Annotated in this window: 12 protein-coding genes; 4 read left to right on the forward strand and 8 right to left on the reverse strand. The window is 54.3% G+C overall.

The window, feature by feature from the left end; all coding sequences use genetic code 11:
• The first annotated feature begins 5 nt into the window (after positions 1-5).
• Positions 6-995 carry a universal stress protein gene (locus KRAC_RS34460; RefSeq protein ID WP_007915387.1) on the forward strand — a complete coding sequence of 330 codons (990 nt, stop codon included), beginning with the start codon at positions 6-8 and terminating at the stop codon, positions 993-995.
• Between the two features lie 68 nt (positions 996-1063).
• Here KRAC_RS34460 and KRAC_RS34465 read toward each other — a convergent pair whose 3' ends face one another.
• The 3 genes from KRAC_RS34465 to KRAC_RS34475 all read right to left on the reverse strand — a co-directional run bounded on the left by KRAC_RS34465 (position 1064) and on the right by KRAC_RS34475 (position 3641).
• Complete coding sequence (locus KRAC_RS34465) at positions 1064-1981, reverse strand: aminoglycoside phosphotransferase family protein (protein ID WP_007915389.1); 918 nt, start codon at positions 1979-1981, stop codon at positions 1064-1066.
• 222 nt (positions 1982-2203) lie between these two features.
• Entirely contained in the window at positions 2204-3022 is an 819-nt protein-coding gene (locus tag KRAC_RS34470; RefSeq protein ID WP_007915395.1) for a PhnD/SsuA/transferrin family substrate-binding protein, read from the reverse strand.
• 298 nt (positions 3023-3320) lie between these two features.
• Positions 3321-3641 carry a winged helix-turn-helix transcriptional regulator gene (locus KRAC_RS34475; protein WP_007915397.1) on the reverse strand — a complete coding sequence of 107 codons (321 nt, stop codon included), beginning with the start codon at positions 3639-3641 and terminating at the stop codon, positions 3321-3323.
• A 223-nt stretch (positions 3642-3864) separates the two neighbouring features.
• On the opposite strand from KRAC_RS34475, the gene KRAC_RS34480 reads away from it, so the two are divergent.
• Positions 3865-4374, forward strand: coding sequence for a DoxX family protein (locus KRAC_RS34480; protein ID WP_007915398.1), 510 nt, complete (start codon positions 3865-3867; stop codon positions 4372-4374).
• A 104-nt stretch (positions 4375-4478) separates the two neighbouring features.
• Here the strand turns inward: KRAC_RS34480 and KRAC_RS34485 are convergent, their stop codons facing one another.
• Both KRAC_RS34485 and KRAC_RS34490 read right to left on the reverse strand, forming a co-directional pair.
• The gene (locus KRAC_RS34485) at positions 4479-5729 is read right to left on the reverse strand and encodes an MFS transporter (protein WP_007915399.1); all 1251 of its coding nucleotides are present in this window, start codon (positions 5727-5729) and stop codon (positions 4479-4481) included.
• 624 nt (positions 5730-6353) lie between these two features.
• Entirely contained in the window at positions 6354-6695 is a 342-nt protein-coding gene (locus KRAC_RS34490) for a cupin domain-containing protein (RefSeq protein ID WP_007915401.1), read from the reverse strand.
• A 470-nt stretch (positions 6696-7165) separates the two neighbouring features.
• Between KRAC_RS34490 and KRAC_RS34495 the strand changes: the two genes are divergently transcribed.
• Positions 7166-8158, forward strand: a complete 993-nt coding sequence (locus KRAC_RS34495; RefSeq protein ID WP_007915407.1) for a phosphotransferase — start codon at positions 7166-7168, stop codon at positions 8156-8158.
• Positions 8159-8209: 51 nt separating this feature from the next.
• Here KRAC_RS34495 and KRAC_RS34500 read toward each other — a convergent pair whose 3' ends face one another.
• Positions 8210-9133, reverse strand: a complete 924-nt coding sequence (locus tag KRAC_RS34500; protein ID WP_007915412.1) for a hypothetical protein — start codon at positions 9131-9133, stop codon at positions 8210-8212.
• 250 nt (positions 9134-9383) lie between these two features.
• Here KRAC_RS34500 and KRAC_RS34505 point away from each other — a divergent pair, with 250 nt between their 5' ends.
• A complete protein-coding gene (locus KRAC_RS34505) occupies positions 9384-9788 on the forward strand; it encodes a hypothetical protein (protein WP_007915413.1) in 405 nt (134 codons plus the stop codon).
• A 62-nt stretch (positions 9789-9850) separates the two neighbouring features.
• Here the strand turns inward: KRAC_RS34505 and KRAC_RS34510 are convergent, their stop codons facing one another.
• Together KRAC_RS34510 and KRAC_RS34515 are read right to left on the reverse strand one after the other, a co-directional pair.
• Complete coding sequence (locus tag KRAC_RS34510; RefSeq protein WP_007915414.1) at positions 9851-11605, reverse strand: ABC transporter ATP-binding protein; 1755 nt, start codon at positions 11603-11605, stop codon at positions 9851-9853.
• Positions 11602-13341 (reverse strand): ABC transporter ATP-binding protein, encoded by a 1740-nt coding sequence (locus KRAC_RS34515; RefSeq protein WP_007915415.1) that lies wholly within the window; start codon positions 13339-13341, stop codon positions 11602-11604. The genes KRAC_RS34510 and KRAC_RS34515 overlap by 4 nt, the downstream gene beginning before the upstream one ends.
• Between the last annotated feature and the right edge of the window lie 152 nt (positions 13342-13493).

The following is a 13493-nucleotide window of genomic DNA, read 5'->3' on the forward strand; positions in this document are numbered from 1 at the left end:
TGACTATGTTTCAGCGCATTCTCGTTCCCCTGGACGGGTCTACGCGATCCGAGCAGGCTATACCGGTCGCGGCCCTGATCGCGCGGGCCAGCGATGCGACGCTGGTACTATTACGCGTCGCCAATGTGCCACGCGAATATGGATTCTACCTCTTCGAGTCCTATATTGCGCAGTCGCCAATTTTTATTGACGAGGTCTTACGAGAAGAAACCGATAAGGCGCGCAACTATCTGGATATCCTGCACCAGATGCAGGATCTTGCGGATCTCCAGGTCGAGAATCTCGTGCTTAATGGGGCCGAGGCTCCCACTATCCTCGATGCCGCGCGCGACCAGCAGGCCGATCTTATGGTCATGAGTGGTCGCGGTTCAGGGGAGTTTCGCCATGGTACGTTGGGAAGCGTGGCGATGAAGGTTGTACGCCATAGCGCCTGTCCCGTGCTTGTACTGCGTGAGGAGCATACGCGCCTGGTCTCGCTCCAGACCTCAAGTGTTGCCAATACGGCTCCGATCCTGGTTGGCCTGGATGGCTCGACCTTTGCCGAAGCGTCCCTTGCACCCGCCATTGCCCTGGCTCAGGCCCTCTCACTGAGCGGTCCCGCGCGTTTGCACCTGGTACAGGTCGTTCGCCCAATTGATGAGGATGGCAGCCCCGAGGAGCAAGAGGCCCAGCGCCAGCGTGTGGCCGCGGCAGAGAAGTATCTCGGCGCGCTTACAGATAAGCTTGGGCAGCAACAGGAAGCCAACAAAGCCCTGCCAGATATTGTTATTACCTGGTCAATCCTCCAGGAACGTGATGTCGCCGACGCGCTCATCCGTGCCGCCCAGCAAGGGACAGGTCTGGAGCATAAAGAGCGCGGTGGCTATGGCGTGCTCGCGCTGGCAACCCATGGCCGTGGAGGCATCCAGCGCTGGGCCGTTGGCAGCACCACGGATCGCGTCATCAAGGGTTCGACCATGCCCCTCCTGGTCGTCCGCCCCGCCGAAGCGCGCTGATGATATAAGGGTGTGATTGTGTGCTAGCGGAGCCAGCACACAATCACACCCTTATACCCGTTTGGTAATCAGACCTTACTATCAGCCAGGAGCTGGGCGCAGGCGATGGTATCCGCTGGATACTGGCCGGTATCCTCTATGCTCCACCAGGCGGAGAGAACGCATTGGGCAAGGCCCCAGCCGCGAATGCGGGCGTGGTCAATACCCAGTTCTTCGCTAAGGATGGCTACGCGCCGCTCCTGGATGCGCCCAGGATCGGGCCTGTGCAAGAGATTGGGAAGCGGGTTGCGCAGGAGCGCGCCCGTCTCGTAGGCTGGTTCACCGATCAGACCTTTGGGGTCAATCGCCAGCCAGGGTTCGCGCTCGGCCTGGAGGATGTTATCGTGGTGCAGGTCGCCGTGCAGCAGCATGGGCGCCGCCATCGAGGCGGTTAGCTCGGCATAGAGGCGCTTGGCCTCGTCGAGCAGGTGTGGTGGAAAGGGACCATACCCCCCGCCATACTGCTGACGCAGGCGTTGGAAGCCGCGTCCCCAGTCTGCCACGCTGGGAAAGCTGTGCTGCTCAGGGGCGGGCCGCCAGAGCTCGCGCATGACGCGAGCTGCATAGCGTGTGGCCTGCTCATCATCTGTCAGGGTGTTCAAGGTCTTGCCGGGTGTGAGAGATTCGAGCAACATGACCTCGCCTTCGGGAAAGGTGTCAAGCAGGCGTACCATGCCGTGCCCCTCATAATGCGCGATAGTGGCAGCCTCCATGCGAAACTCGCCCGTGGGCGAGCAAGCCTTGAGTACGACTGGAGTGTTATCTGCCCTGCGGCGAGCGCGCGTGACATAGTGAAAGGAGAGGTTGCTAAAGGGTTCCTCAACGACAAGACCCCATAGCTCTGCGCACGTGGCAAGGATACGTGGAAGCCGCTCTAACCATGCCTGTCCCTCTTCCTCGTGAAGCTCGAACATAAAACGCTGAAACGCGGGTGGAATTGTAATCATCTATCTTGTTTCTCCTGGTGAACATCATTTTAACAGGTTATTTTTTGACCTGGCAATCGAACAGGAGAAACGTAAGGAGGGGCGCGGATGGAAATTGATGTGCAAACCTGTCAGCGTCAATAATGCTGGTGGACGACGCTGCTAAAGCACGCGTCTACATATAATGGTACGGAGCATCTCGTACCATTATATGTAGACGCGTGCTTTAGCAGCGTCGTCCCCTTAGCGAACAAGGCGCGCCCTGGTCTCAGATTGTTTGTAGTCTTGTGGCGGTTGAGCCTGGATGAACTCGCGCTCCCAGCAATGCTCGCTCCGGTTGTAAATATTGGTGAGAGGAAGGAAGCGCGCGATTTGAGCATCCCGCAGGTGTGGCGCGAGAAAAGGATGTCTGTGAGCGCTCAGGAGCGCGTCCTGAATGCGCTGCTTCAAGAGCCTGGGAACATGTCTCCCTATGACCACAATGGGTGTTGTCGACAGACTATAGAAGCCAATGCTACGGATCTTCGCAGCCATGTCCGGACTATTATGAATGACGAGATTGAGCAGAAATGAATCAATGGAGGTCGCATCCGCCTCGCGATTGAGTACCATGCGCAAAGCCTGCGCTTGAGATGTGGCCTCTTTGACCTGGCGTGTGCTGATCTCAGGCAGATCTAGTTTCTCAAGTTCATCTTCTGAGAGTGTGACAAGCTGGTTATGGCAGGTCCATATGCAGCGATAGAGATCATCAACCTGCTGATAGGGACTGTCCTGGTGGACAACGATGTCAAAAAAGGGAAAGTTAAGCTCCTGTGCATCTAGTGCTAGCGGGGCCGCGATAGCCTCTACTGGACGAGGAGACTGACGAAGTAAGCCTAAATAGTAAGGTGCGCTGATAATACCTATATCCGCTGGTGAGGTAGCGAAGTCCTCGATGTCTTCTCCCTGGACGAGCAAAGTGGGTACTTTTACGCAGCGCTCGATATACTCAGCGAGATAATGGTAGGTATTATCGCAAGAGGAAGTAAGGATGGCTTCAAAGATAAGGGTAGAGCTTGGCATGTCTCTGTATTCCCCCTACTGGTAAGTGCCCGTTAAGAGGTAAGCGTATACCAGGGTTTTCTTTGTCCCACAAAGCCAATATTGTTGGTGACTTTAAGGTCGACCTCTTCGAGTATAGGTTGTGGTAATAGTGACTGTCAAGGTGATTTTGCCCATTACAACGTAAGTGCCTTTTCCAGAATCCGAATTGCTAAAAGTCGTTTATAGCGATTAAATCGCGCGAAAAAAAGAAGAAGCGCATAGTATAGGTTAATGGGTGTGATGGCGGCCTGGCGGAGCCAGGCCGCCATCACACCCATTAACTGGGGAGCCAGTCTGTGCTCCAATGTTCGATGGCTGTGATGACTTCCTCTAAAGCATAGCCTTTCTCTGTAAGACAATATTCAATGCGTACAGGGATATCGGCGAAGACCCGGCGCTCAATAATGCGCTCCTGCTCGAGTTCTTTAAGGCGCTCTGAAAGTACACGTGAGCTGAGACCCTCGATCTGTTCTTCAATCTGCGTAAAATGCTTTGATCCCGACAGGAGCACTTTCAGGATCAAGGGAACCCAGCGCTTTCCAATCAGTTTGGCGGCTTGCTGATACTGCCGTGAGCATACGGTGTGACAGACAGACATATTTTCTTGCTCCTCTATTTCCAGCTTCTCGAATTACTAACAATTATAAACTAACATAAAAATAGTAGCTTGACAATAGGAAGCCAGTATGTTATTATCCATCTCGGGATAATAATACTAACAATAAGTTAGTATTAACGAAAAGAAAAGTTAGGGGCTGTTTTAATTACCCTTATTTCAACTCTCATTAGTTGGAAACAAATTTTCAAAGAAGGTCACATACATGGAACTCTCACTTGCACTTCTCATCATTCGTATCGTTGTTGGCTTGCTCTTGATCGGGCATGGTTCGCAGAAATCGTTTGGCTGGTTCGGTGGTCATGGTTTCGCCGGAACCGTAGGTTTTCTGAAGTCACAGGGCTTCAAGCCTGCCGCGTTCTGGACGCTGCTTGCCTCACTGGGCGAGGTCGGTGGTGGTGTGCTCTTCGTGTTGGGCCTCCTGACGCCCCTGGGCGCGGTTGCCATCTTCGCCAGCATGCTCATGGCGGTGATTAAAATGCACTGGAAGGCTGGTCTCTGGGCGCAGAAGGGCGGCTATGAGTATCCCCTGGTGCTGGGCCTGGTAGCTCTGGCTGTTGGTATAGTCGGTGGCGGTAGCTACTCCATCGATGCCCTGATTGGTTTCTCGCTGCCCGCGCTCTACTACTGGATCCTGGTTGTCCTGGCGGTAGTCGTCGACCTCATTGGTGTCGCCACCAGCCGTCAGCCTGCCGCACAGACGCAGGCCGCCTAAGAAAAATTCCTGACAGCCGCAAGCCCGTCACTTACGGTTGTGTGCCTCCAAAACGCATTGGTTCCTCGCCAGAGAAATACACCCTGGCGAGGAACTTTTTTGTGTTACTCCTCCTCTATAGGACGCGCCTGGCGTAGGGCGCGATTAAATGTCGCGGCCAGCGCCACGGCGAATTGTGGCACGAAGGTAATCCAGATGGTCGTGATTGGCCCCAGGTATTGCAGCAAGACCCCGGTCATGGCGATGCCAAGGGGGCGACCACCAAAGGCGACCAGGCGAAAAACGCTGTTGACACGCCCCTGAAGCCGGTCGGGTACTCTGGCCACGCGATAACTATATTGCGCCACCATATAGATAGGCACAATAGCGTATCCTACGCAGTTCATCGCGGCCAGGATTAACGGGTTGGGCGCGATGATGTAGATTAGCCAGAATCCGGCCCAGATCCATGTCGACCAGATGATCAGGCGCTTAAAGCCCAGCCACTTCTGTAAGGGAGCGGCCAGCAGTGCGCCGAGGACGCTTCCCAGGCCGCCAGCGGCGAAGACATACCCCGTCTCTACCGTATTGGCATGTAAGCTTTGGGCAAACACAACCATCAGGAGCGAATAGCCAGCGCAGGGAACCATTAGACCCGCCGTAAGAATGCCCAGAAAGCGGACCAGCGGCTCATGCCAGAGCCAGGTTAGCCCCTCTTTAATGTCCTGCACAATATTTTGCGCAGGCACATCGCTAGCCTCTTCATGAAAGTTGATGCGGATACATAGCAGCGAGAGGGCCGAGATAACGAACGAGGCTGTGTCAAGTACGAAGGGCAGCATCGGGCTGATACTGTAGAGCAGGCCACCGATGAGTGGCCCTACCATGATCCCCAGTGAGTTGATGACCTCGTTCTGCCCGCTGGCGCTGGCGAGTTGCTCGCGCGGCACGACTCGGCGCAAGGCCGCGGTCTCTGCCATCTGATAGAAGACAAAGAGCGCGCCCTGAAGCGTCGCCGCTATGTAGAGATGAATGAGTGTCAGGTGTCCAAGCCACCAGGCCAGGGGAATGCTTCCCGTGACAATGGCGTTGCCCCATTCGCAGATGATCATCAGACGTTTGCGGTTCCAGCGGTCCGCGAGTGCGCCAGCCAGCAGGCTTAGCAGGTTCATAACCAGGCTGCGAATTCCAATGAGCAAGCCTGCCTGTGCCGCTGATCCCGTAAGAGCCAGCGCCAGGAGCGGAATGGCGAAGTCAGAGGTATAGGTGCCAAGCGAAGAGATGCCCTGCCCACCCGCGAGCAGAAGATAATGCATATTGCGCCAGAGTGGCCTGGGGCGTGCTCTGGCCTCGTCAAAATGTTGTGTTGTTTCCATACAAACGGCACTCCATTTACTACTTATCCGAAAACCTGAGCGCGAAGCGCTAGTCACGTAAGTGACGTTGGTTTTTGGAATAAGAGCTTATGTAAAGAAGGTGAAAAACTGAAAGAGAGGACACCGTTTGTCACGTGGGATATTTCTGCCTATGGTAGGAGAAGAGGGTTCATGAGACGAGCGGTGTCCATAGTGCGACACCGCCAGAGAAGCGTGAGGAAAACAAAGAGGTAGACAATAGATGGAAAGCTGTGCCCGACGCTGCTAAAGCACTCGTCTACATATAAAGGGCCACCATGTGTAGACGCGTGTTTTAACAGCGTCGGCCCCTTTTTATAGCACACCTATGTTTCCGCCGCATAAGCCTGGCGTTATCGCGCTTATGCGGCCATGTCTTCCATGAGGATGATGATTTCCGCTGCGTTATTCATGATAGGAAAATACCATACTCCTCTATATGCGTCAAGAGTCTGCCGCTCTTTCTATTCCGGCTCGCAAGCTCGCCGCAGGGGTATAACGGGTGGGCGTGGGCACGGGCCTAAGGCCCGTGCCCACGCCCACCCGTTATACCCCTGCGGCGAGCTTGCGAGAAAGGCTCAGCCTACAGCTAAACCCTCCAAAGCTTTACTGCTCAAGGAACTCTTGAATGACGTGTTTACTGGGGTGGATCGAGACCATTTGAAGTGGTGCTACACCGGAGTTTACAAACTTATGAGGTGTATTGGCGGGCGCGATGGTAATCTCGCCTGCATGAAGTTCAAGTGTCTCATCGCCAATGGTGAATGTTGCCTGTCCCTCCTGTAAGATAAAAACTTCCTGATACGGATGCACATGCAGGCCAGGGCCACGTCCTGGTTGTGTGAATACCCAGAAGAATGAAGCGGGAACATCGCCGTAATCGCCCCCTTGAAAGCGGAAGGCGGTTTCATTGAGGCGAATCTGTTCTTTAGTGATAATAGTGCCCATACTAGTTGCCTTTCTTAATCCTATCTATTAATCAATGAAGTTTCTTCTTGTTGTCAGCTAGTATAGCGTAATAATGGCCACTATTAAAGATCCAATTACATATAAAATAGAGGGACCATTTTACTGCACTTTGCCTTCCATTCCGGAGAACTTGCGCGAAGAGAGAATCGCTGTTTGACGCCATATATATGCATGTGTTACTCTGTAATCCTCTACAGAAGAGTTGAGAAAGATTTCTACATTATGATTGGCATAGTGACCCGACAGACTGAAAATGAGGCGTTTCGGCGACTGTGTGAAATATGCACCTTCGCCCAGGGCCGTACTATGCCTTTTTTTAGGATGAACACATAGGTGTTTCGCTTGTAGCGGCAGGCCGTGGGTGCTTAGAAGAGCAGCACCCACGGCCTTTTTGTTGTCTATTTTGCCTGCATAATCTAGTGGGCGCAATCAATAAGGAGTATGAACTTATGGCGGAACTTTCTATTGAGAATAATCCATGGTCTGAGGCTGGTTGGAAGGATCAGGTAAACGAGTGGATTACTAAAGAGCTTACACACAGAGGAAATGTCCTAATGGGGCCAATCGAGGAGGTTCAAAATACAATCTGGTCTTATGTATCGAAAGTTCCAACCAGCACAGGATATTACTACTTTAAGGCCGTCACAACCTCTCTCAGCCATGAGGTTCCGCTCACGGCGCTTCTGGCCGAGATCGCGCCCACGCTTGTACCCGAGGTGATTGTCGCGGATACACAGTGCAACTGGCTGCTGCTCAGAGATGGCGGCCAAACGTTGAGGAGCGTTACGAGGGCTGATGGAGATATGACGCGTTGGGAGGAGATGGTTCGCCGCCTTGCGCGTCTGCAAATCCAGATGATTTCTCAGAAAGAGCGACTGTTAGCAGCAGGCATTTTTGATCGACGCCTACACGTGCTACCACAGCTCTATAGCGAGGCACTGGAGAATACGCCGCTTCTGCTAATTGGCGAAGGGGGCCTGCGCGAGGGCGAGCTGGAACAGCTTCACGCATTCGCGCCCCAGGTGCATGAGATGTGCGAGGCGCTGGCAAGCTACCACATTCCTGAAACACTGCATCATGATGACCTGGGCGCGGGCAATATCCTGGTCGATGGCGAGCGCTACCTCTTCTTCGACTGGTCTGAGAGCGCGGTCGCGCACCCTTTCTTCACGCTAATGATTGTCCTGCGCTACGCTGAGGCGGTCTTTGAGTGTGGCGAGGAGACACTTGAGCGCATCACAACCGCCTACCTCTCTTGCTGGACAGAGTATGAGCCTCTAGAGCGTTTGCGCGAGGCATTCGCGCTGGCCCAGCGGCTGGCTAAGCTCTGTCGCGCCTTATCCTGGCAACATATCCTTGGCCATCTCGCCCCTCAGCAACGAGGAGAGCACGCCGACGCCTTCCCCTACTGGCTCCAGGTCTTCCTGGGCACCGAAGAATAAGGAAATAGGGGACGAAACGTCATGTGCCTGCGGCGCATGACGTTTCGTCCCCTATTTCCAATAGATTGCATCGATGTAAATAGTCGCATTCGTGCCAGTAAATTCGAGGCCAATGCGCGTGGCCGTTCCCGGAAAGCCAGAGGGGAGAATATAGCTCAAGCGATGCCATGTGCCAGTCGTCAGGTACGACAGGTAGACGCCAGGATAATAGCCTTTAAAGTTACGATCAAGCATATATATTTTTCCCTGGACGTTCTTTCCGGATGCTACATATACATAGGCATAAACTGTCTGGTACGCGTGTGGAGCGCTGGCTCTAATAGCTGCCGAGAGATGGGGATAGGTCGATTTAGCCTTGTTATTAAAGGTGATAACCAGGGAATGAGTCCCATTTTTAGCGATTTTGGTGCTATTTTTTATCATCAATCCAGGGCTAACTTGTGGTTCCCAGCCGTCGTTTTGCCCATCCTCGAAGGAATAATTGTAATGGATTACAGGCGTTGGAGTACTTGTTACCACTGGCGTAACGCCCTTTGTTGGCCTAGAAGTTGGTTGATTGGCATATGGAGGTGTGTTCTGAACTCTCTGAATAAAGAAGGCCGTGCCTATGCTTCCAAGCAGGAGGCCAGCTACCAGGCCCAGGATAAAGAGAGAATATAAGGCCTTTTTACCCGTTCGCTTATCTCCGGGTGCGTACATGGGTGGTGGCGGCGGCATCGGAATAAAGATATCAGTTGTCGCTGCTGAATTGTCAGGAGAAATCGGCGTTTTATGCTCAAATTGAGCGTCTGGTTCCTCTACATTATTTAGTCGCATATTCAGTGTGTCGCGTATGATCGAGCCTGGAAGAGGCCAATGGCCTGGTAGTGTTAGTGATGTAGGGGTAACAGGCTCGCTTCCATTGAAGCCCATTTCCATTTCTTGAGGCAATGAGGGGCGCTTTTGTAATTTTTCAGTAGGTGTGTCCTCGTTCACGTTGAATCTCCTCTTAAGACGCATAGAATTTATGAGTGAAGAAAAATAATGAGTTAAATAGAAAATTATAAATGCATGATATCCACGACTGCTCTGGCCGCGCGTATAGCACAATAATAGCATGTATAGTCAGTAATATACCAGGGGCTAGTCTTGCCTTTGAGTTGGGAAGGTTTTTGACTCGTAAAGGGTGCCTGACTCAGTCGTGTACATAGAGGAAATCGTTTATTACTTACTGGGGAGGAGGCCCATGCAGCTTCTATTGGCGACTCTTAAAAAGAGGAATTATCTCTTACTCACACTTGTATTGACGCTGGCTTTCGCCTCGCTCTATACCTTTCTCGACCTGCGCCAGGGTGGGACACGCAACAATATGCTTAACACTCATACCGTCACGCCGCAATACCTGGGCGCTCACTTTGGCCCGCTCTATATCTATAGTGCGTTGGGTTTGAGCCTGGTAAGCGCCTTTCTTACCGCACTCCTGATCGCCTTTAGCATCGACCACTATCGTATGCGTAGCGGTCTCTTCTCGACCACGGCCTGCTCGACGGCGGCCACAGTCTTTCTTGGGATTGCCACCTTTGGCTGCCCTAGCTGTATTCTTCCTATAGCCGGAACGCTGGGCCTGATCTTTACCGCGCCTGTGCAATAAAGAGGTAAGGTACATGGTGTGGCTGGGCGAGCTCTGCTCGCCCAGCCACACCATGTACCTTATTATTCCCCATTCCAGAGGGCGCACATCTCGGCGCAGCTCTCCAGGAGGTTTTCAAGTTTGCCCTGGGCTTCGATGTGCCCGTCTTTGAGCACGATGACCTGGTCGGCGTGCTGGAGGGCGTAGCGCCGGTGCGAGACGAGCAGGTAGGTGCAGTCGCCTCGTGTAAAGAGGCGTTGCCAGAGCTGCTGCTCCGTCTCGACGTCGAGGGCGCTGGAGAGGTCGTCGAAGATTAGCAGATCGGGTTCGCGAACGAACATACGCGCTGCGGCTGCGCGCTGGATCTGCCCTCCCGAGAGTTTGGTGCCCTTGGGGCCGACGATGGTGTCCAGGCCCTGTTCAAGGGCGACGATATCCGCCTCCATGACGGCGGCGTGTATCGCTGCTTCCAGATGTACAGGCTCTTCAGGATAGCCCATGAGAATGTTCTGTCTGAGCGTCTCGCTGGCGAGGCGCGGCACCTGGGGCGTATAGGCGCTCTGTGGTGGCACAAAGACATGTTCAGGACGCAATACAGGCTCGCCATTCCAGCGGATCTCGCCTGCTTGTCGGGGAAGCAGCCCCATGATCGTACGTAGTAGTGTACTCTTTCCCGAGCCGATGCGACCCGTAATCACGGTCGTGGTGCCGCGCCGGAGCCGAAGATTGATACCCGCAACTCCATTGCTGGACCTGGGATAGAGGTAGGTGAGCCCGTTGACCTCCAGGTGCTCTAGCTTTGGCATCTCCCGTTCGAGCAGGCGTATTTCTGGGTAGGCTCCACGCAGGTAAACGGGCTGGTGTGCGATCACGGTCTCACTCGGAATTCCGGCTGGTAGGGCCTCTTGCAGGCGTTGCAGAGAGACGCCTGCCTGCTTGTAAAATGTCAGGTTCTGGATGAGTGAGGCGACGATGCTGATTACCCAGAACTGGTAGGAGATGAAGAGTGCTAGCCCGCCAACGGTAAAGGTGCCGTGCTGGATGGCCTGGGCTGACATGAGGAGCAGCAGGCCGGTGCCCAGGTTCGCAGTATTACTGGCGACGTTGCTCAGCACCACGCTGGTAAAGAAGAGGCTGCGCAGCGTGGTTCGCCGCCGTGTGTTATTGAGTTCGCGCAGGTGAGCCAGCACACGCGGCTGAGCATTGGCAAGCTGGATGGCTTGGGGTGTGCTAAACATCTCGCCCATAAACGAGCTGACCGCGCCTGCGGCCTTACGGCTCTCGCGATGATACTCTTGAATGCGCCTGCTTAGCCTGGTCATAAGCAGGCTTGAACCGATAAGCGGGATAAAGACCACAAGCGTGGTCAAAGGCTGCATTACCAGCATGATCACGAGCGCGCCCAGGGCCTGGAGGAGGGAGCCAATATTCATAAAGGTATAGGCGATAGTATTGGTCAGCGACTCAGTATCCGCGTCGAAACGGCTCACCAGCTCGCCAGGCGAGGCCGGCAGCTCCTGCGCTCCAATGCGGGAGATCAACTGACCAAAGATGTTGCGGCGGACCAGGGCATTGCCGTGCTCGCCACAGATGGCGTCCATGCCCGTACTGCTGAGCATCGAGACGACGCGTGCGATAGCGGCCCCCACCAGGAGTGCGCCCAGGGTCCAGAGATCCCAGCCAATGGGGCGATTGGCTGTGATGATATTGAACATGTTGTAGGCAAGCACGCCGGGCAGGAGCAGGATCAGGCTGCGGAAGAGCTGAAAGAAGAGGTCAATAGCATATAGTCCCGGCGTGAAGCGGATGAGCCGCCAGAGAGCTTGATAGGTCTTCATGCGAGTACCTCCACCAGGCCAGTTTGTAGCAGGTGCGCGAAGTGAGATGTAGGATCGGCCGCGAGCTGCTGGCGTGCGCCATACTCCTGTACCTGGCCCTCGTCAAGAATTAGAATGTCGTCGACGTGGCGCACGGTTTCAAGGTGGTGCGCGATGATAATTCCTGTGCGACCCTCTAGCAGGAGCTGAATGGCTCCCTCAATCAACTTCTCTGTCACGGGATCGAGGCGTGAAGAGGCTTCGTCGAGGATAACGAGCGCGGGATCTTGCAGGAAGACGCGCGCGAAGGCCAGAAGCTGTGCCTCTCCCGATGAGAGCGTCTTGCCGCCCGCCGCGAGCATAGTGTCGAGTCCTTCTGGCAGGGAGTCATACCACGGAGTGAGCCTGAGGTTGGTCATGACTTCAAGAATGCGCTCATCGGAGATGCTCGCATCGAAAAAGGTCAGGTTATCGCGGATACTGGCCTGAAAGAGCTGTACATCCTGCGTGACGACGCCAATGCGTGAGCGTAGCTCGGCGAGTTTGTATTGGCGCACATCGATATTGCCCAGCAGAACCGAACCCTCGCGGGCGTCATAGGCCCGGTAAAGCAGGCGCGTAAGTGTTGTCTTACCACTTCCCGTCCGGCCCAGCAGCCCAAGCGTGCGCCCTGGTGTCAGCTCTAGCGAGATATCTCGTAATACGCTCTGCTCAGGGTTATAGCCAAAGCTGACCTGTGCGAACCTGACCGCCAGTGCGCCCCCTGGCAGGTCCGCGCCGGGACCATCAAGGATGGCGTTGGGCGTGTGATGCAGTTCGGTAATGCGCTGAAGGCTGGCCGTAGCGACCTGTATCTTATTGATCTGGAAGGTGATGATGCTCAGGCTTCCTGAGAGCAAGGAGGTATAGGCATAGGTTGCGTAGACTGTTCCCAGACTCATCTGCCCATTGCGCAGCAGGTATGCTCCCAGCGTCAGCGCCGCCGCCATCGTCAGGGCTACGCTGATCTCGACGGCACTGGAGAAGAAGCGTCCCGTGACGCTGCTCAAGAGCGTGAAGTGTAGCCGCTGGCGCGAGAGCTGATTTAGCCGTGCGAGCACATAGGGTTGTGCGCCATTGCCGCTGATATCCTCGACACTCACCAGGCGCTCCTCAAAGAAGCTAGACAGTTTCGCGCTGGCCTGGCGCGAGGCGCGAAAGTAGGGGACCGCGATGCCCCGAAGCGAGCGGATGGCGGTCAGCATCAAAGCCGTAAAAGCGAGTAGCAGGAGTCCAACGCGCCAATCCGTCCAGAACGTCACCGCCAGAATGCCTATTAGCAACAGACCCTGGCCAAGCATATAGAAGATGAACTGTGAGAAGAAATCGGAGAGCTGGGCCACATCCCCGTCCACGCGCTCCAGTAGCTCGCCTGGCGTATGCTCTTTATGAAATGACATATCCAGATTGAGGCAGTGCAGCGTCAGGTCGAAGCGGAGCTCATTTGTCGCTTGCCAGCCAATGGCCTCGCTTAAGTAGCTAGCGAGCGTTGTCAAAACCTGGTGGACACAGACCAGGCCAATGAAGAGGAGAGCGATCCATAGCAGGCTATCCAGGCCTTCATGAATCGAATCAATGAAGTGCTCTAGCAACTGGGGATTATACAGATCAAGCCCGATACTACCGAAGAGGAGCAGCATTAACAGGCACACCTTAAACCATTGAGGGCGGAGATACATACGCAAGAGGGATATATAGTGGCTAAACGAAAGCTTCATCCATAACCCTTTCATTTTTTAACATATCGAGGGCATACATCTATCATTGATATATCTGTTATGGATATAATAAGGCGCGAGGACAGAGCTTGTCAAGTAGTGAAGAGTATTGCAAATGAGCAAGAGGGCTAAGCGGCCGTGCATGCACGGCC

Source organism: Ktedonobacter racemifer DSM 44963 (assembly GCF_000178855.1).
Classification (GTDB): Bacteria; Chloroflexota; Ktedonobacteria; order Ktedonobacterales; family Ktedonobacteraceae; genus Ktedonobacter; species Ktedonobacter racemifer.